Genomic DNA, 20,511 nt, shown 5'->3' on the forward strand with positions numbered 1-20,511 from the left:
AGCGGCGGTGACCAGCGCCGCGAGGGCCGCTCAGGCGGGCTGTCCGGCGGCCGACGGCAGGATGCGGCGCAGCCGGCCGGGAGGCGTCGAGCGGCGGCGCCACTCCCGTGGGTAGCCGACCGAGACCTCTTCGAACCGGACCCCGTCGTACCAGGTGGTGCGCGGGATGTGCAGGTGGCCGTAGACGGCGACGCGGGCGTCGAAGCGGACGTGCCAGTCGGCCGTGGCCTCGGTGCCGCACCACTGGGCGAACTCGGGGTACCGCAGGATCCGGGTGGGCTCGCGCACGAGCGGGAAGTGGTTGACCAGGACGGTGGGCAGCCCGCCGCGCTCGGCGGTCAGCCGCCGCTCCGTCAGGGCCAGCCGCGCCCGGCACCAGGCGTCCCGCGTCGGGTACGGGTCCGGATGCAGCAGGATCTCGTCGGTGCAGACCACGCCGACCTCGTGGGCCCGTGCCAGGGCCTGCTCCTTCGTGTACGTCCCCGGGGGCCGGAAGGTGTAGTCGTAGAGCAGGAACAGCGGCGCGATCAGGACCGGGTCGTCGCCCTGCGGGTCCCAGACGGGGTACGGGTCCTCCGGGGTGATGACCCCGAGCCCCCGGCACAGTTGCACCAGGTGCTGGTAGCGCGCGTCCCCCCGCAGCTGGATCGGGTCCTCGCGGGGAGTCCACAGCTCGTGGTTGCCGGGGGCCCAGATGACCTTGGCGAAGCGGCGGCTGAGGAGTCCCAGCGCCCACTCGATGTCGCCGACGAACTCCCCGACGTCGCCGGCGACGACGAGCCAGTCGCCGTCGCGCTCCGGCCGCAGCCGCTCGACGATGGCCTTGTTCTCCGCGTGAACCACGTGCAGGTCGCTGATGGCGAGCAGTTGAGGCAAGCCGGATCCGGCCATGCGGACCTCCCGTCCATCCGGGGCACCGCACGCACCCACATCCGTACCGCTCGGCTGCCGGTGGGCAGGGCGAGGCGGCCTGGCGTGCTCCGACCCTACGGAGCCGGGCCCGCACCGGCACACCCCTAGACGGGATACGTGGACCCCTAGGCAGCCGCGCCTGCCCGACGGCGCCGGTCAGGCGTCCGGCGCCGTCGGGTGTCCCTTTCCCCGGCCCGTCCCGCCCGGGGTCGGGCAGTGTCCGCTCAGGACTTGCCGAACTCCCGCTGGATGATGTCGAAGAGCTCGTCCCGGCTGGCCGACTCCAACTCCTCTGCGGCGGCCGGCGCCGGTGCGGTGGCGGCGGGTCGGCCCCGCCACCGGGTCAGCAGGTCCTCCAGCCGACCGACGACCGCGTCGTCGACCTGGTCGCCCGGCAGCCCGCCGAGGAGCTTGTCGAGGCGTTCGATCTCGGCCACGATCGGCAACGCCGGCTGCTCGGGCGCCAACTCGGCCCGCAGGTGACCGGCGAGCGCGTTCGGGGTGGGATGGTCGAAGACGAGGGTGGCGGGCAGTCCGATGCCCGTTGCGGCGGTCAGCCGGTTGCGCAGCTCGACTGCGGTGAGCGAGTCGAAGCCCAGTTCGAGGAAGCCGCGGGCGGGCCTGATCCCGCTCGGCGTGGCGTGTCCCAGCACCGCCGCGGCGGTGCCGCGGACCAGGTCGAGCAGGATGCGGTCGCGCTCCGACCCGGAGGCGGCGGCGAGCCGCTCGCGCAGCGCCGACGCCGCGCCGCGGTCCTCGCCCTTCGGCGCCTCCTCGGCCTGTGCGGGCTGTGCTTCGGGGATGTCGGTGAACAGACGCGACGGACGCAACGCCGTGAACGACGGCACAAACCGATCCCACCGCACATCCGCCACCACCACCTGCCCCTCACCACCATCCAACGCCCGCTGCAACGCCACCACCGCCAACTCCGGAGCCATCCCCGGCAACCCACGCCGACTCAACTGCTCCCCCGCCACCCCCACCGCCATACCCGCCTCAGCCCACGGCCCCCACGCCACCGACGTCCCCACCAACCCACGCCCACGCCGCGACACCACCAACCCATCCACAAACGCATTCGCCGCCGCATACCCCACCTGACCCGCAGAACCCCACACCCCCGCAATCGACGAAAACACCACAAACGCATCCAAATCCAAACCAGCAGTCAACTCATCCAACACCACCGCACCACCAACCTTCGCCCGCAACACCTCCTCCACCTCACCCACACCCACCTCACCCAACGGCGTCAACTGCGCCACACCAGCCGCATGCACCACCGCCCGCAACCGCTCACCCCGACCCGCCAAATCCCCCAACAACCCCGCCACCGCACCACGATCCGCCACATCACAACCCACCACCGACACCCGCACACCCAAACCCTCCAACCGCCCCACCAACTCACCCACACCCGGCGCACCACCACCACGCCGACTCACCAACACCACATGCTCCGCACCCACACCCACCGCCCACAACGCCACCCGCGCACCCAACGCCCCCGTACCACCCGTCACCAACACCGTCCCCGACAACCGAAAACCACCACCACCCGCACCCGCACCAGAACCCGCACGCACCAACCGCCGCACAAACACACCCGACGACCGCAACGCCACCTGATCCTCAACCCCCGACGACAACACCCCACACAACCGACCCCACACACCCCCACCCAACACACCCGGCAAATCCACCAAACCACCCCACCGCAACGGCACCTCCAAACCCACCACCCGACCCAAACCCCACACCGCAGAACCCGCGACATCCGCCAGCTCGTCCGAGCCGCCGACCGACACCGCCCCGCGCGTCAGCCACCACAACCGGCCCGACCCACCGACGTCGGTCAGCGCCTGCACCACGGCCAGCGCCGTCGACACCTCGGCGGCGGCCGGAACCGGGGACGCCTCCCGCGGCTCGGCCAGCGACAGCAGGGACACCACGTGGGCGTCCCGGGCGTCGGAGCTCATCGCCTCCAGCAGCAGCCGCGCCACCCGGTCGCGGTCGGCGCCGGCCGGGACCAGCACCGGGACCGCCCGGTCGGCCCGGGCAGCCAGCGCCGCGGCCACCGGGTGGTCCTCCTGCCCGGGCGCCATCAGCAGCAGCCAGGTTCCCGCCAACGTCGCGGAGTCCGGCACGGCGGCCGTACGCCACGTCGCCCGGTACCGCCAGGAGTCGACGATCGCCCGCTGCTGCGTCGCCCGCCGCCACCGGGCGAGTTTGGGCAGCAGCGCCGTGGACGGCTCGTCCGCGCCCACGGCGAGATCCTCGCCCAGCACGCCGAGGTCCCCGGACTCGACCGCCGCCCAGAACTGCTCGTCGGACGGGGCGTCGGCCCGCTCCGGAGCCGAGCCGGGCTGGGGGTCCTCCAGCCAGTAGCGCTGCCGGTCGAAGGCGTAGGTGGGCAGTTCCACCGCGCGCGGCCGGGTGCCGGTCTGGCCGAGGTACGCCGCCCAGTCGACGGCCACGCCGGCGGCCCAGAGCTGCCCCGCGGCACTGGTGAGGGTGGTGACGTCGGGCTGGCTGCGGCGCAGCGTGGCGACGTACCGCACGTCGTCGGCCGTGTCCGCCTCGGCGGCCATGGCGGTGAGGACCGCGTCCGGGCCGACCTCCAGGAAGGTGTCCACCCCCTGTGCCCGCAACGCCGCCACACCGTCGGCGAAGCGCACCGGCTGCCGCACGTGCCGCACCCAGTAGCCGGGCTCGGTGATCTCTGCGGCGTCCGCGACCGCGCCGGTCACGTTCGACACGATCGGGATCCTCGGCGACCGCCAGTCGAGCCCTGCCACCACCGACGCGAACTCCTCCAGCATCGGATCCATCAACCGCGAGTGGAACGCGTGACTGACCGCCAGTTCCTTGACCCGCCAACCCCGCTCACGAGCGGTCGCCACCACCGAGGTCACCTCGCCGACGGCACCCGACACCACCACCGACGCCGGACCGTTCACCGCCGCCACGTCCACCGCCGCGCCGGTCACGCCGATCAGCTCGGCGACAGCCTCCTCCGACGCGCCGACCGCCGCCATCACCCCACCAGCCGGCAGCGCCTGCATCAACCGGCCCCGCGCCGCCACCAGGGTGCACGCATCCGCCAGGGACAACATCCCGGACACGTACGCCGCCGTCACCTCACCGATCGAATGACCCGCCAGGTAGTCCGCCCGCACACCCCACGACGACAACAACTCCCACAACGCCACCTCGACCGCGAACAACCCCGCCTGCGCGAACACGGTCTGATCCAACAGAGCCCCATCGGCGGTGCCCGTCTCCGCGAACACCACCTCGCGCAACGCACGCGGCAACAAGCCGTCAAAACGGGCGCACACCTCGTCGAACGACGCCGCGAACACCGGAAACGCGTCGTACAGCTCCCGGCCCATGCCCGCACGCTGCGAACCCTGACCCGTGAACAACACCGCCCGACGACCCGCCGACACCACACCCGAGACCCGGCCCTCGGCCACCGCCGACAGACCAGCAACCAACTCGTCCACCGACGAACCCCACACCACCGCCCGATGCTCCAACGCAGCCCGGGTCGTCGCCAACGACCACGACACGTCCGCCACCGCAAGGCCGGACCGTTCCCGCACGAACGACGCCAACCGCGCCGCCTGACCCACCAGACCCCGCTCCGAACGACCCGACACCACCCACGGCACCGGCAACCCGACGGGCGCGGCAGACGCCGCGGCGGGCTCCGGCTCCGGCTGCTCGATGATCACGTGGGCGTTCGTGCCGGAGATGCCGAACGACGACACGGCAGCCCTGCGTGCGCGGCCCGCACCCGGCCACTCGCGCGCCTGGGTCACCAGCTCCACCGCACCCGACGACCAGTCCACATGCGACGAGGGCTCGTCCACGTGCAGCGTCGCCGGCACGGTCCCGTACCGCATCGCCAAGACCATCTTGATGACGCCCGCCACCCCGGCGGCGGCCTGCGTGTGACCGATGTTCGACTTCACCGACCCCAGCAGCAGCGCGTCCCGGTCGTCGCGGTCCTGCCCGTACGTGGCGAGCAGCGCCTGGGCCTCGATGGGGTCGCCCAGCGTCGTGCCCGTGCCGTGCGCCTCCACGACGTCGACGTCGGCGACACCCAGCCGGGCGTTCGCGAGGGCCTGGCGGATCACCCGCTGCTGCGAGGGGCCGTTCGGCGCCGTCAACCCGTTCGACGCACCGTCCTGGTTGACGGCCGTGCCCCGCACGACCGCGAGGACCCGGCGCCCGTCGCGCCGCGCGTCCGACAGCCGCTGCACCAGCAGCACGCCGACGCCCTCGGACCAGCCCGTGCCGTCCGCCGCGTCGGAGAACGACTTGCACCGGCCGTCGGGGGCCATGCCCCGCTGGCGGGAGAAGTCGATGAACGTCTCGGGCGTCGCCATCACGGTGACGCCACCGGCCAGGGCCAGGTCGCACTCGCCCGACCGCAGCGCCTGCACCGCCAGATGCAACGCCACCAGCGACGACGAACACGCCGTGTCCACAGTCACCGCCGGACCCTCGAACCCGAACGAATACGCCACCCGACCCGACAACACGCTGCTGGCGGTGCCGACGCCGAGGTAGCCGTCGAGGGCCTCCGGAACGTCGGCCAGCCCGGCGGCGTGGTTGTGGTACATCATGCCGGCGAACACGCCGACGGGGCGGCCCCACAGCGCGAGCGGGTCGATCCGGGCGTCCTCGATGGCCTCCCACGCGGTCTCCAGCAGCAGCCGCTGCTGCGGGTCCATGGCGAGCGCCTCGTGCGGCGAGATCTTGAACAGGCTGGCGTCGAAGTCGCCGGCGTCGGCCAGGAAGCCGCCCTCGCGGGCGTAGCTGCTGCCCCGGCGCGCGCCGGACGGGTCGTACAGGTCGGCGACGTCCCAGCCCCGGTCGGCGGGGAAACCGGTGATGCCGTCCCCACCGGCCACGAGGAGGTCCCACAACTGCTCGGGGCTGCGCACGCCGCCGGGGTAGCGGCAGCTCATGCCGACGATCGCGATCGGCTCGTCGAGCGCCGCGACGGCGGCGACCGGGGTCGCCTGGGCGTCGGCCCCGGTTCCGGTCTCGGCGTCCAGGTGCTCGGCGAGGGCGAGCGGGGTCGGGTGGTCGAAGACCAGGGTCGCCGGCAGGCGCAGGCCGGTGACCGCGCCCAGGCGGTTGCGCAGTTCGACGGCGGTCAGCGAGTCGAAGCCCAGCTCGGTGAACGGGCGTCCGGCCTCGACGGCTGCGGCGTCGGCGTACCCCAGGACCGTCGCGACCTGGTCGAGGACGAGCCGCAGCAGGGCCGCGGCGCGCTCCTCGCGGTCGAGCCCGGTCAGCCGCTCGGTCAGCGCGGCGGTCTCCGCCGGGCCGGAGCGCGCGGCGCGACGCCGGGGCGCCCGGACCAGGCCGCGCAGGACCGACGGCAGGGTGCCCGCCTCGGCCTGGGCGCGCAGCGCCGGACCGTCCAGCACCATCGGCACCGTCGCGGGCAGGCCGGTGAGCAGCGCGGCGTCGAGGAGCGCCAGGCCGTCCGCCTCGGGAAGCGGCCGTACGCCCGCGCGGGCCAGCCGGTCGGTGTCGGCCCGGTCGAGGCCGGCTGTCATGCCGCCGCCCGACTCGGCCCACGGTCCCCAGGCCAGCGAGTGCGCGGGGAGGCCCGCGGCCCGCCGCCGGTGCGCGAGCGCGTCCAGGAAGGCGTTGGCCGCCGCGTAGTTGGCCTGGCCGGGGCTGCCGGTCACGCCCGCCGCCGAGGAGTACGTGACGAAGAGCGCGAGGCGGCTGCCGGCGGTCAGGTCGTGCAGGTGCGCGGCGGCGTCCACCTTCGGCCGGAGCACCTCGTCGAGGGACTCGGCGGTGAGCGAGGTCAGGGTGCGGTCGGCCAGCACGCCCGCGGTGTGCACCACGCCGGTGAGCGGGTGCGCGGTGTCGATCCGGTCCAGCAGCGCGGCGAGGGCGTCGGGGTCGGCGGCGTCGCACGCCTCGACCGTCGCGGTGGCGCCCAGGTCGGCGAGGTCGGCGAGCAGGTCGGCGGCGCCGGCCGCGGCGGGCCCGCGCCTGTTGGTCAGCACCAGGTGGCGGACCCCGTGCCGGGTGACGAGGTGGCGGGCGACGAGCGCGCCCAGGGCACCGGTGCCGCCGGTGACCAGCACCGTGCCGTCCGGGTCCAGCGCCGGCGCCGGCGCGTCGGGTTCCGGGGTGGCGACGAGCCGGGGCACCCGGACCACGCCGTCGCGCACCGCCGCTTGCGGCTCGTCGGCCGACAGCAGGCCGGCGAGGGCGGAGGCGGAGCTCTCCTCGTCGTCGAGGTCGACGACGAGGAACCGGCCGGGGTGTTCGGCCTGGGCGGACCGGAGCAGGCCCCACACGGCGGCGCCGGCCAGGTCGGCCACGTCGGCGTCGGCGTCCACGGCGACGGCGCCGCGGGTGAGGACCACCAGCCGGGATCCGCCGGTGTGGCGCTCGGCGGCGAGCCAGCCCTGGAGCACGGCGAGGACCTCGGCGAGCAGGTCGTGGACCGGGCCGGGGCCGGTCGCGGCAGCGCCGGCCGCCTGGTACAGCACGACGTCGGGCACCCCCGCGTCGCAGAGCGCGGCGAGGTCGGCGTGCCGGTCGGCGGTCACGCCGGTCGGCAGCGGCGTGGGGCGGTCGCCGAGCACCGCCCAGGTCGTGCGGTCGGGCGCGCCCACGCCGCCGGCGTGCCGGGGCCAGTCGAGGCGGAACAGCGCGCGGCGCCACGGGGATGCGCCGGCGGTGAGCTCCCCCGCCGGCAGGGGCCGCAGCACCAGGGAGCCGATCCGGGCGACGGGCGCACCGGTCGCGTCGGCGACCAGCATGGACACCGTGTCCGCACCGGTGGGGGTCAGCCGTACCCGCAGCGTGTCCGCACCGTGGGCGGACAGGGTCACGTCGGACCAGGCGAACGGCATCCGGGCCTCGCCGGGGTCGACGATGCCGAACCCGACCGCCTGCACGGCGGCGTCGAGCAACGCCGGGTGCAGCCCGTACGCGCCGGCCTCGTCGGCCGCCGGCTCGGGCAGCGCCACCTCGGCATACACGTCGGTGCCGACGCGCCAGGCGGCGCGCAGCCCGGAGAAGGCCGGGCCGTACGCGAAACCGGCCCGCGCCGCCCGCCCGGTCAGCTCCGACACGTCCAGGGAGGTGGCGTCGCTCGGCGGCCACTGCGCCGGCGTGCCGGTGTCCTCATCCGGCTCCGGGGTGAGCAGGCCGGTGGCGTGTCGCACCCAGATGTCGTCGGTGCCGGCGCGGCGGGCGTGGACGGTGAGCTGCCACGCTCCGCCACCGGCGCGTTCGGCGGCGACCTGCACGTCGACGCCGCCAGTCTCGGGCAGCACCAGCGGCGCCTGGAGGGTCAGCTCGGCGAGCCGTTCGGCGCCGACCTCCGCGCCGGCCTGCAGCGCCAGCTCCACGAACCCGGTGCCGGGCAGGAGCACGACGTCGCGCAGGGCGTGGTCGGCCAGCCAGGGCTGGGTCTCCACGGACAACCTGCCGGTGAGCGTCACCTCGTCGCCGTCGGCCGAGCGGAACACCGCGCCGAGCAGCGGGTGGCCGGTCGGGGTCAGCCCGGCGGCGGTCACGTCGGCGGGCTGCGGCAGGGGCAGCAGCCAGTAGCGTTCGCGTTGGAACGCGTACGTGGGCAGGTCGACCGGCACGGGCGGGCCGGCGAACAGGGCCGCCCAGTTCACCGGCACGCCCCGGGTCCACAGGGTGGCCGCGGCGGCCAGGGCGCTCGTCGCCTCGTCGTGCTCGGCGCGCAGCACGGGGACGCAGACCGCCTGGTCCGCGCCGACGATCTCCTGGGTGAGCGCGCAGAGCACCCCGCCCGGTCCCACCTCGACGTACGCGCCCACACCCAGCTCACGCAGGGCGGTCACGGCGGCGTCGAAGCGGACCGTGTCGCGGACGTTGCGCAGCCAGTACGCCGGGGAGCACACCTCTTCGGGGTCGAGCACCGCTCCGGTCACTGTGGAGACCACGGGGATGCGGGGCGCGGCGAAGGCCAGTTGCCCGAGCACGTCGCCGAACGCGTCGAGCATCGGGTCCATGCGGGCGGAGTGGAACGCGTGGCTGACCCGCAGCCGCCTGGTGCTGCGGCCGAGGGCCGCGAAGTGTGCGGCGACCGCCAGCACGGCGTCCTCGTCGCCGGAGACGACGACGGACTCCGGGCCGTTGACGGCGGCCAGCCGGGCGCCGGCCGTCCCGGCGACGGTGGCCAGGTGCGCGCGCACCTCCGCCTCGGTGGCACGGATCGACACCATGGCGCCACCGGTGGGCAGCGCCTGCATCAGGGTGCCCCGGGCGGCCACCAGGCGGGCGGCGTCGGGCAGCGACAGGACGCCGGCGATGTGCGCGGCGGCCACCTCGCCGACCGAGTGCCCGGCCACGAAGTCCGGCACGACACCCCAGGACTCGACGAGCCGGTAGGCGGCGACCTCGACGGCGAAGAGCGCCGCCTGGGCGTACCCGGTGCGGTCGAGAACGTCGGCGGGGCCGTCGAGCACGCCGCGCAGCGGCCGGTCGAGGTGCTTGTCCAGCTCTGCGCAGGCGGCGTCGAAGGCCTCGGCGAAGGCCGGGAAGGCGGCGTACAACCGCTGGCCCATGCCGACGCGCTGGGCGCCCTGGCCGGTGCAGAGCACCGCGACGCGGGTGGGGCCGGCGACCCCGCGCCGCACGGACGCCGCCGGGATCCCGTCGGCCAGCGCGCCGAGCCCGGCGAGCAGCTCGTCCCGGTCGGCACCGAGCAGCACGGCCCGGTGTTCCAGGACGGACCGGCCGGTGGCCAGGGTCCGGCCCACGGCGGCCGGCGTGGCATCGGGGTGCTCGGCGAGCCAGGAGCGCAGCCGGTCGGCCTGGGCACCGAGCGCTGCGGCGCTGCGCGCGGAGACGACCCACGGCAGCGGGTCGGGGCCGGTGACGGCGTCGGTGGCCGGCTGCGGCGCGGGCGGGGCGGCCTCGACGATGACGTGGGCGTTGGTGCCACTGACGCCGAACGAGGAGACGCCGGCGCGCATGGGCCTCGTCGCGCTCGGCCACGGGCGCGGCTCGCGGAGCAGGCTCACCGCGCCGGCCGACCAGTCGACGTGCGGGGACGGCTCGTCGACGTGCAGGGTGCGCGGCAGGACGCCGTGACGCATCGCCATGACCATCTTGATGACGCCGGCGACGCCGGCGGCGGCCTGGGTGTGCCCGAGGTTCGACTTGATCGATCCGAGCCACAGGGGCTGGTCGTCGGCCCGGTCCCGGCCGTACGTGGCGAGCAGGGCCTGCGCCTCGATGGGGTCGCCGAGGCGGGTGCCGGTACCGTGGGCCTCGACGGCGTCCACGTCAGCCGGGGCGAGCCGGGCGTTGGCGAGGGCCTGGCGGATCACGCGTTGCTGCGACGGGCCGTGCGGCGCGGTGAGGCCGTTGGACGCGCCGTCCTGGTTGACCGCGCTGCCGCGCACCACGGCGAGCACCCGGTGGCCGTTGCGCTGGGCGTCGGAGAGCCGCTCCAGCAGCAGCAGCCCGGCACCCTCGCTCCAGCCGGTGCCGTCGGCGGTGGCCGCAAAGGACTTGCACCGCCCGTCCGGGGACAGGCCGCGCTGCCGGCTGAAGCCGATGAACGTGTCGGGGCTGGACATGACGGTGACGCCGCCGGCCAACGCGAGGGTGCACTCGCCGGAGCGCAGCGCCTGCACGGCGAGGTGCAGCGCCACCAGTGAGGACGAGCAGGCGGTGTCGACGGTGACGGCCGGGCCCTCGAACCCGAAGGTGTACGAGATCCGGCCGGAGACGACGCTGCCGTGGTTGCCCGTGCCGACGAACGCCTCCACCTCCTGCGGGACGCCGTTGAGCCGGGAGACGTAGTCGTGGTACATGACGCCGGTGAAGACGCCGGTGCGGCTGCCCTTGAGCGAGTCCACGGCGAGGCCGGCCCGCTCGACCGTCTCCCAGGCGACCTCCAGCAGGAGGCGCTGCTGCGGGTCCATGGCCAGCGCCTCGCGGGGCGAGATGCCGAAGAACCCGCCGTCGAACTCGCCGGCGTCGTGCAGGAAGCCGCCCTCGCGGGTGTACGACTTGCCGTGCGCGTCCGGGTCGGGGTCGTAGAGGTTCTCCACGTCCCAGCCCCGGTCCGCCGGGAAGGGTGTGACGGCGTCGACGCCGGACTCGACCAGCCGCCACAGCGCCTCCGGAGTCCGCACCCCGCCCGGGTAGCGGCAGCCCATCCCCACGATCGCGATCGGCTCGTGGTTCTGCTCGTCGACGGCCCGCAGGCGTTCGCTGGTCTCGTGCAGGTCAGCGGTGACGCGCTTGAGGTACTCGCGGAGCTTGGCTTCGTTCGCCATCGGGTTGATCACCTGTCGCTAAGGGGCAAGCGGCGGACTCGGGCTCAGGATCGGCCGAACTTCTGATCGATGAAGTCGAACAGCTCGTCGTCCGAGGCGTCATCGAGGGCCTGGCTGACGTCGTCGGGCCGGGCGGTGGCGTCGCTCCACCGGGTGACCAGCGTCCGGAGGCGGACCGCCACGGCGGTACGCGTCTCATCGTCGGCGGCCAGCCGCTCCAGCTCTTCCGGCGCGGTCGCGGCGAACGCGGCCTCCAGCCGGTCCAGCTCGGCGAGCAGACCCGGTTCGGGCTTCGGCGGGACGGCGTCGACCAGCAGGAAGTCGGCGAGGGCGGCGGGCGTGGGGCAGTCGAAGATCAGGCTCGCCGGCAGCCGGATGCCGGTGAGGGCGGTCAGCCGGTTGCGCAGCTCCACGGCCGTCAGCGAGTCGAAGCCGAGGCCGGTGAACGTCTGCCCGGACGGTACGACGGTGGCCGGCGGGTAGCCGAGCACCTCGATGACCTGCGCCTTGACGAGTTCCTCCACCAGCCGGCCGCGTTCCGCCTCGGGCGTGCCGGCGAGGCGCTGCGCGAAGGACGGACCGCCGTCGCCGCCGCCCTCGACAACGCGCCGCCGGGCCCGGACCAGGCCGCGCAGCGGCGCCGGGAGCTGGCCTGCGTCGGCCTGGCGGCGCAGCGCGGCGAGGTCGAGCAGCGCAGGCACCAGGTGGGGGCGTCCACCGTGCAGGCCGGCGTCGAAGAGGCGCAGCGCCCGGCCGGTGTCGAGTGGGCTGAGGCCGTTGCGGCTCATCCGCTGCCGCTGGGCGGCGTCGAGTGCGCCCGTCATCCCGCTGTCCGCGGCCCAGAGGCCCCAGGCCAGGGACGTGGCGGCGAGGCCGGAGGCGTGCCGGTGCCCGGCGAGGCCGTCGAGGAACGCGTTCGCGGCGGCGTAGTTGCCCTGCCCGGGGCCGCCGAGGACGCCGGCGACCGACGAGAAGAGGACGAACATCGCCAGCGGCCGCGATCGGGTCAGCTCGTGCAGGTGCCAGGCGGCGTCGGCCTTGGCGGAGAGGACGGCTGACAGCCGGCCGGGGGTCAGCGCCGAGATCACCGCGTCGTCGAGGACGCCGGCGGCGTGCACCACGCCGGTGAGCGGGTGCTCGGCGGGAACGTCGTCCAGCACCGCGGCCAGGCGGTCCCGGTCCGCCACGTCGGTGGCGACCAGGCGGGCCTGCGCACCCAGCGCGGTCAGCTCGGCGAGCAGTTCCACGGCGCCGGGGGCGTCGGTTCCGCGGCGGCTGACCAGCAGCAGATGGCGCACCTTGTGCGTACTGACCAGGTGCCGGGCCAGCAGACCGCCGAGGGCGCCGGTGGCTCCGGTGACCAGGACCGTCCCGTCGGGGTCGAGGCCGGCGGCCGGGGCCGGGTCGAGGACGGCTGGCGCGAGCCGGGGCGTCAGGACCTGCTCGTCCCGGACCGCCAGTTGGGGTTCGCCGGTGGCGACCGCACGGGCCACCAGGTCCACCGTGCAGGACTCCGGCTGCCGCGCCTCGTCGAGGTCCACGAGCACGAAGCGGTCGGGGTGCTCGGCCTGGGCCGAACGCAGCAGGCCCCAGACCGCCGCGCCGGGCAGGTCGCCCGCACGGCAGGTGTCGCCGGCGGAGACGGCCCCGCGGGTCAGCACGACCAGCCGCCGCGCCGCCAGCCGGTCGTCGGCGAGCCAGCCCTGGACGGCGGTCAGCACTGCGGTGAGCCGGCTGCGCGTCGCGGCGGGGACCGGGGCGTGCTCGTCGTCGGCGTACGCGGCGAGCAGCACCAGTTCCGGGTCGATCCGGCCGGAGTCGACCGCCTCCGCCAGCTCGGCGAGCCTGTACCTGGCGATCTCGGACAGGTCGGACGGTGCGTCGCCGAGGAGCACCACCCGGACGGTCGCCGGGGTTCCCGGCCGCACGCTCTGCCAGCTGACGGCGTACAGCGAGTCGGCGGCGGAGTCACCGGCGCGCACCTGGTCGGCGGTGACGGGGCGAGAGACCAGGGAGTCTATCCGGGCGACGGGTGCGCCGGCCGGGTCGGTCAGGGTCAAGGTCACGCCGCCGCCGGTGCGCCGGGCGCGTACCCGCAGCGCGGTCGCGCCGACCGCCGAGAGGGTGACGCCGGTCCAGGCGAAGGGCAGGCGTACGCCGGAGGCATCCTCCCCGTCGGAGTCGAGCAGACCGACGATGTGCAGCGCCGCGTCCAGCAGGGCGGGATGCAGGCCGAAGCCGGCGACCTCGGTGCCGTCGGGCACCGCCACCTCGGCGCACACCTCGTCGTCGGTGCGCCAGACGGCGCGCAGGCCACGGAAGAGCGGACCGTACTCGACGCCCAGACGGGACAGTTCGGTGTAGATGCCGTCGACCGCGACGGCGGTGGCGGCGCTGGGCGGCCACGGCGCCGGATCGGACCTGTCGGGCTGCGGTACGGCCGGGGCGAGGATGCCCGCCGCGTGACGGTCCCACTCGCCGTCCGCGTCGGTGGCGGCTCGGGAGTGGATGGTGACCGTCCGGCGACCGTCCTCGTCCACCGCGCCCAGCTTCACCTGCACCGCCCGGGTGCCGTCCTCGGCGAGCGCCAGCGGGGCCTGGAGGGTCAGCTCGTCGAGGGTGTCGCAGCCGACCTGCGCGCCCGCGTGCAGGACCATCTCGACCAGGGCGGCGCCGGGCACCACCACCGAGTCCCAGACGACATGTTCGGCGAGCCACGGGTGTGTCAGTACGGAGAGTTCGGTGCCGAAGACCCGTACGTCGTCGTCGGCCACGCGTACGGCGGCGTCGAGCAGCGTGTGGTCGACGGGGCGGACGCCGAGCCCGGGCGCCGACTCAGCCCCCGTAATGGTGTTGAGCCAGTAGCGCTGATGGTCGAAGGCGTACGTGGGCAGGGCGATGGTGCGGGGACGTGCCCCGGCCGCCCGCTCGGGGCCGGACCCGTCGAGGGCGGTGAGGTATCCGGTCCAGTCGACGCGGCCGCCGGTGACGTACCACTCGGCGAGGGCGGCGCGCAGCGTGTCGGCCTCGGAATGGCCGGCACGCATCGTGGCGACGTACCGCACGTCGCCGGCCGCCTCCACACAGTCCTGCGCCATGGCGGTGAGTACGGCGTCGGGGCCGATCTCGAGGAACTGCACGACGTCCTGCTGGTGGAGCGTGCGCACCGCGTCGGCGAACCGCACGGGCTGGCGTACGTGCCGGACCCAGTAGCCCGGGTCGGTGAGTTCGTCCGCCTCCGCCACCGCGCCCGTCACGTTCGACACGACCGGCACCCGCGGCACCCGCCAATCCAACCCGGAAACCACCGACCGGAACTCATCCGACATCGGATCCATCAACCGCGAATGAAACGCGTGACTGACCGACAACTCCTTGACCCGCCAACCCCGCTCACGCGAGGCCGCCACCACCGAAGCGACCTCGCCGGCGGCACCCGACACCACCACCGACGCCGGACCGTTCACCGCCGCGATATCCACGCCCGCACCGGTCACGCCGATCAGCTCACCAACCGACTCCTCCGACGCGCCCACCGCCGCCATCACACCGCCGCTGGGCAGGGCCTGCATCAACCGGCCCCGCGCCGCCACCAGCACACACGCATCCGCCAGGGAGAGCATCCCCGCCACATACGCGGCCGTCACCTCACCGATCGAATGACCCGCCACAAAATCGGCCCGCACACCCCACGACGACAGCAACTCCCACAACGCCACCTCCACCGCGAACAACCCCGCCTGCGCAAACACCGTCTGATCCACCAAGCCCGCCTCGGCACTGCCCGCCTGCGCGAACACCACATCCCGCAACGCACGCGGCAACACACCATCGAAACGGGCGCACACCTCGTCGAACGCCGACGCGAACACCGGAAACGTCTCGTACAGCTCCCGGCCCATACCCACACGCTGCGAACCCTGACCCGTGAACAACACCGCCCGACGACCCGCCGACACCACACCCGACAACCGACCCTCGGCCACCGCCGACAGACCAACGGCAAGCTCGTCCACCGACGAACCCCACACCACCGCACGATGCTCCAACGCCGCCCGCGCCGTCACCAACGACCACGACACATCCAGCGGCGACACATCCGACTTACGCGCGAACGACGCCAGCCGCGACGCCTGACCCGACAGACCCCGTTCCGAACGACCCGACACCACCCACGGCACCGGCAACCCGACCGGCGCCACCCCGCCCTCGAGGTCGGCCCCGGCTTCAGCCTCCGGCTGCTCCAGGATCACGTGCGCGTTCGTCCCCGAGATACCGAACGACGACACACCCGCCCGCCGGGGACGCTCCACGCCCGGCCACTGCCGCGAGGCCGTCACCAACTCCACCGCACCCGACGACCAGTCCACATGCGACGACGGCACATCCACGTGCAAAGACGCCGGCACCACACCATGCCGCATCGCCAAAATCATCTTGATGATGCCGGCCACCCCGGCGGCAGCCTGCGTGTGACCGATGTTCGACTTCACCGATCCCAGCAACAACGGCACATCCCGACCCTGCCCGTACGTCGCCAGCAACGCCTGCGCCTCGATCGGATCACCCAACGTCGTACCCGTACCGTGCGCCTCCACCACGTCGACGTCCGCCACACCCAACCCCGCGTTGGCGAGCGCCTGCCGGATCACCCGCTGCTGCGACGGACCGTTCGGCGCCGTCAAACCATTCGACGCGCCATCCTGGTTCACCGCCGTGCCCCGCACCACCGCAAGAACCCGACGCCCGTCACGTTGCGCGTCCGACAACCGCTGCACCAGCAACATCCCGACACCCTCGGCGAGCGCTGTGCCGTCCGCCGCGTCGGCGAACGCCCGGCACCGGGCCACCGGGGACAGGTTTCCCTGCCTGGTGAAATCGATGAACACCGCAGGGGTGGGCATGACCGTGACGCCGCCGGCCAGCGCGAGATCGCACTCCCCCGACCGCAGCGCCTGCACCGCCAGATGCAACGCCACCAGCGACGACGAACACGCCGTGTCCACAGTCACCGCCGGACCCTCGAACCCGAACGAATACGCCACCCGGCCCGAGGCGATGCTGCCCGCGTTGCCGAGACCGAGGTAGTCCTCCACGCCCGCCGGCGGGGTCTGCGGCGGATGCGCGTACCCGCTGTGGGTCATGCCGGCGAAGACCCCGGCCCGGGCGTTCTTCAGGCTGGTGGGGTCGATTCCCGCCGACTCGACGGCCTCCCACGAGGTCTCCAGCAGCAGCCGCTGCTGCGGGTCCATGGCGAGCGCCTCACGCGGCGAGACCTCGAACAGCCGGGAGTCGAACTCGGCGGCGTCGGCCACGAATCCGCCCTCGCGGACCGAGGAGGTGCCCGGCCGGGACCGCTCCGGGTCGTAGAGCGCGTTGAGGTCCCAGCCACGGTCGGTGGGGAAGGAGGCGATCGCGTCACCGCCGGACGAGACGAGGTCCCACAGTTCCTCGGCCGTGCGCACCCCGCCGGGGAACCGGCAGCCGATACCGACGATCGCGATGGGCTGCTGCGCGTCGGCCTCGACGTCCCGGAGCCGTTGCCGGGTCCGCCGCAGGTCGGCGGTGACTCTCTTGAGGTACTCCCGGAGCTTCTCTTCGGTGTCCATCATCCCAGCCCATCGCGATTCACGGCGGAGACTCGACGTAAGCGACGGTACGAATGCGCAGAGTTCTCAGGCGACACCTGTATCTGTCGTTCGGCTCGCTCGGCCGAGAGCCACGCAGATCCCCATCTGCCGGGAGAAGTTATTGGTTACGCGCGAGCGCGGACAACCCCTAACCAGGCAACCGACCAGCTAGGGGTGTCCGGTCCCGACCCGCCGCACTAGCGTCGCCTCGACCGGGTCCACGCCCGATCCGGTCGGCAACCGCAGCCGCCGGAAGGACCACCAGAGGATGACCACGCCAGAAACCGACAACGGCTTGTGGGTGCGACGCTTCCACCCCGCCCCGGGCGGCGCGAGGCGCCTGGTGTGCCTGCCCCACGCCGGCGGGTCGGCAAGCTTCTACTTCCCGGTGTCCCGCGGTCTCTCCCCCGCGGTGGAGGTGCTGTCGATCCAGTACCCGGGGCGGCAGGACCGGCGCCACGAGAAGTGCATCGGCGACATCCACGACCTCGCGCGCGAGGTGTTCACCGTGCTGCGGCCCTGGCGGGACGAGCCGCTGGCCATCTTCGGGCACAGCATGGGGGCCAGCCTCGGCTTCGAACTCGCCCGGCTCATCGAGCAGGACGGCGGCAGCGTCGCGCATCTGTTCGCGTCCGGGCGCCGGGCGCCGTCGAAGTCACGGCACGAGACGGTGCACCTGCTCGACGACGAGGGGCTGCTGGCCGACGTCCGGAAGCTGAGCGGCACCAACTCCGCCGTCCTCGGGGATCCGGAGATGCTGCGCGCCGCGTTGCCGGCGATCCGCAACGACTACCGGGCCGCCGAGCGGTACACCTACCGGCCGGGGCCGCCGCTGAGCTGCCCGATCACCGTCCTCACCGGCGACGACGACCCGAAGACGACTGTCGACGAGGCTCGGGCGTGGTCGGACCACACCACTGGAGCGTTCGACCTGAAGGTCTACCCGGGCGGGCACTTCTTCCTGGCCGAGCACCAGCCGGCGATCCTGCGGGCCGTCTCGGCAACCCTGAGCGCGGCACCGGCGGTCTGATCTCACGCCGACGGGGGCCCGTCCACCGGTCGTCACGACCGGTGGACGGGCCCCTCGGTACGCGCTGTCACCGCTTGTGGCCGACCGCGATCACGTAGTCGAGCTGCGCCAGCTCACGCTTCATGAGGTCCTGGTTCTTCCAGTGGGCCGCCATGCTCTTGCGGACGGCCGGCTTGACGACGGCCCGGAACGCGGGGTCGTTGGTCCGCTCGGCCATGTACGCCCGCCAGCCCTCCCACGTCTGGTCCTTGATCGAGCGGACCTCCGGGTTGGCGAAGCCGGCCTCGACCAGCTCCTGCCGGTACGTGTCCCGGTCGTGCCAGTTCTCCTTGGGAATGCTGAACTTGACGAAACTCAGCGGGCCGGACTGGATGGCCGCGCGGACGACGTCGCCGCTGACCGGGATGATGTCGGCAGTGGCGAGCACGCCGCCCGGGCGCAGCACCCGCAGCGCCTCGGCGAAGAACGCGCTGCGCGGGTAGAAGTGGAAGGCGGACTCCAGGGCGACGACCCGGTCGAAGGTGTTGTCCTCGAAGGGCAGTTCGGTGGCGCTGCCGAGCCGGAAGTCGGTCCGGTCGGCGAGCCCCTCCTCCTGCGCCCGGCGCTGCGCCGCCTCGACGTGATGCGGGGTGATGTTCAGGCCGTACACCTTGGCGACCTGGCGCTCGCGCAGCCACTTGAAGTCCTGGTCCCCGTAGCCGAAGCCGACGTCGAGCACGGTGTCGTCCGGCTTGAGCCCGGCGGCGTCGGCCAGCTTGTCGGCCAGCGCGTCGGCGGCCGTGTCGATGTCGGTGACCCCGTCGGACCAGTAGCCCACGTTCATGTAGTGGGTACGGCGGGCCGCGAACTCCACGTCGGGTGACTGGATCTCGTAGAAGCGCCGGACCCGGGTGATGGGGTCGGCGGTGAAGACCGTGCGGATCGCCCGGCCGGCGATCTTCAGGTTCTCGAACATGTCGGTTCCTTCCGGTGGGTGGATGCCGATCAGCCGCGCCGGATCTGCCGGCGCAGATCCTCGACGAGCGCGGGCACAGCGGCCGGGTCGGCGGCGGTGCCGAAGACGTAGAAGTCGGGCCGGACGAGGACCGCCACCGCGTCGTACCGCTTGAGGTGGGCCAGGTACACGTCGTCGAGGTCGAAGGCGGTCGGCGCGGCGCCGGATCCGGGTGCGGGCGCACCGGCGGGAACGATCCGGACGACCCGCGCGCCGAGCGCGTCCAGGAAGGTCCGGGCGTCGGCGTCGAGCAGGTCGTCGGGGTCCTCGGCGCAGAGCAGGACGAAGCCGGTGCCGACGACCTCGTCGAAGAGCCCGGCGCGGCCGTCGACCTCGACGCGACCCTGCGGCATCGGGGCGCCGGCGGCCTCGCAGCCGCTGTGCCGGACCCCGCCGGACAGGGGCTCCAGCAGGGACCGGGTGCGCGGGCGGGCGGTACGCCGGCGCAGCTCGGCGAGCATCGCGGCGTCGCGGCCGGCCGCGGCGGCGCGGTCGGTCTCGCAGATCACAGTGCCCGAGTCGATGGACATCCGGATGGCGTGCTGCACGTGCGCGCAGCGCTCCTCCTGGTAGGTGTCCAGCAGAGCCTCGTCGGCCAGGCCGCGGTGCACCAGGTCGAGCTTCCAGGCAAGGTTGAGGGCGTCGCGGAAGCCCGAACTCATCCCCTGCCCCATGAACGGCGGCATCACGTGCGCCGCGTCGCCGGCGAGCAGGATCCGCCCGGAACGCCAGCGCTCGGCCGAGCATGCCTGGGTGGTGTAGACGCCGTACCGCTCCAGGGTGGAGTTGTCCGGGGTGATGTCGAAGAGGCCGAGCAGCCGCCACACACTCTCGGCGCTCTCGAACTCCTCCCGGCTCTCCCCCGGCACCCGCATGAACTCCCACCGCCGGTGTCCCGGGCCGGCCGACACGGCCGTGCGGGGCCGCGCCGGGTCGCAGACCTGCAGGTTGTTCGGCTTGAACTCGCGGGCCTCGTGCGGGACCACGTCGCAGACCAGCCAGTCGTACGTGAAGCCGAGGTCGGTGACGCCGCTGCCCAGGTGCTCCCGCACGAAGCTGTTGGCCCCGTCGCAGCCGATGACCCAGCGGGCCGCGCGGACCTCCTCGCCGTCCGGGCCGGCGATGGTCACCTCGACCCCGTCGTCGTGCTCGACCAGGCCCGTCACCTGGTACGGGCGCAGCACCGTGACACCCGGCAACTCCGCGCCCCGCTCGGCGAGCAGCGCCTCCAGTCCCGGCTGGTAGAAGGAGACCGAGTCGGGCCAGCCCATCGGCCCGTCGCCGGTGACCTTGACGTGCAGCAGGGTCCGGCCGAAGCCGTTCTTGAAGGTGTACTCGCCCGACGACTCCACCACCGGGCCGAGGCGGTCGGCGACGCCGGCGGCGGCCAGGACACGGCTCGCCTCCCCGTCGTACGACACCGCGCGGGGGAAGTTGTACGGGGTGGCCCATCGCTCGACCGCCGTGACGGTGAGCCCTCGCTGCGCCAGCAGGATCGTGAGCATCTCACCGACGGGGCCGTAGCCCACGATCAGGACGTCGGTCGTCAGCATCGGTATCGGTTCCTCGGGGGTCGGTCGGACACGGGGTCGGCTTGTGGCGTGCGGGGCGGCCGGACGG

5 protein-coding genes and 1 pseudogene are annotated in these 20,511 nt (G+C 73.7%); 1 reads left to right on the top strand and 5 read right to left on the bottom strand.

Going from position 1 to position 20,511, the window contains the following annotated elements:
- Positions 1–30 precede the first annotated feature (30 nt).
- The 3 genes and pseudogenes from ML5_RS29330 to ML5_RS29340 form a co-directional block, all read right to left on the bottom strand.
- Positions 31–891, bottom strand: coding sequence for a metallophosphoesterase (locus ML5_RS29330; RefSeq protein ID WP_013477279.1), 861 nt, complete (start codon positions 889–891; stop codon positions 31–33).
- A gap of 245 nt (positions 892–1,136) precedes the next feature.
- A complete protein-coding gene (locus ML5_RS29335) occupies positions 1,137–11,249 on the bottom strand; it encodes a type I polyketide synthase (protein WP_369752012.1) in 10,113 nt (3,370 codons plus the stop codon).
- A 32-nt stretch (positions 11,250–11,281) separates the two neighbouring features.
- A pseudogene (locus ML5_RS29340) lies at positions 11,282–16,846 on the bottom strand (type I polyketide synthase); the annotation flags it as partial.
- A 289-nt stretch (positions 16,847–17,135) separates the two neighbouring features.
- On the opposite strand from ML5_RS29340, the gene ML5_RS29345 reads away from it, so the two are divergent.
- Entirely contained in the window at positions 17,136–17,897 is a 762-nt protein-coding gene (locus tag ML5_RS29345; protein ID WP_013477282.1) for a thioesterase II family protein, read from the top strand.
- Positions 17,898–17,964: 67 nt separating this feature from the next.
- Here ML5_RS29345 and ML5_RS29350 read toward each other — a convergent pair whose 3' ends face one another.
- Positions 17,965–18,852: a class I SAM-dependent methyltransferase gene (locus tag ML5_RS29350; RefSeq protein ID WP_013477283.1), complete on the bottom strand. Its 888-nt coding sequence runs from the start codon at positions 18,850–18,852 to the stop codon at positions 17,965–17,967.
- 29 nt (positions 18,853–18,881) lie between these two features.
- Positions 18,882–20,444, bottom strand: coding sequence for a bifunctional 3-(3-hydroxy-phenyl)propionate/3-hydroxycinnamic acid hydroxylase (locus ML5_RS29355; RefSeq protein ID WP_013477284.1), 1,563 nt, complete (start codon positions 20,442–20,444; stop codon positions 18,882–18,884).
- Positions 20,445–20,511 lie beyond the last annotated feature (67 nt).

Source organism: Micromonospora sp. L5 (genome assembly GCF_000177655.2).
GTDB classification, from domain to species: domain Bacteria; phylum Actinomycetota; class Actinomycetes; order Mycobacteriales; family Micromonosporaceae; genus Micromonospora; species Micromonospora aurantiaca.

Coding starts and splice junctions, on each gene's coding strand:
- ML5_RS29330 (WP_013477279.1), bottom strand. CDS start 891: ATGGCCGGATCCGGCTTGCCTCAACTGCTCGCCATCAGCGACCTGCAC.
- ML5_RS29345 (WP_013477282.1), top strand. CDS start 17,136: ATGACCACGCCAGAAACCGACAACGGCTTGTGGGTGCGACGCTTCCAC.
- ML5_RS29350 (WP_013477283.1), bottom strand. CDS start 18,852: ATGTTCGAGAACCTGAAGATCGCCGGCCGGGCGATCCGCACGGTCTTC.
- ML5_RS29355 (WP_013477284.1), bottom strand. CDS start 20,444: ATGCTGACGACCGACGTCCTGATCGTGGGCTACGGCCCCGTCGGTGAG.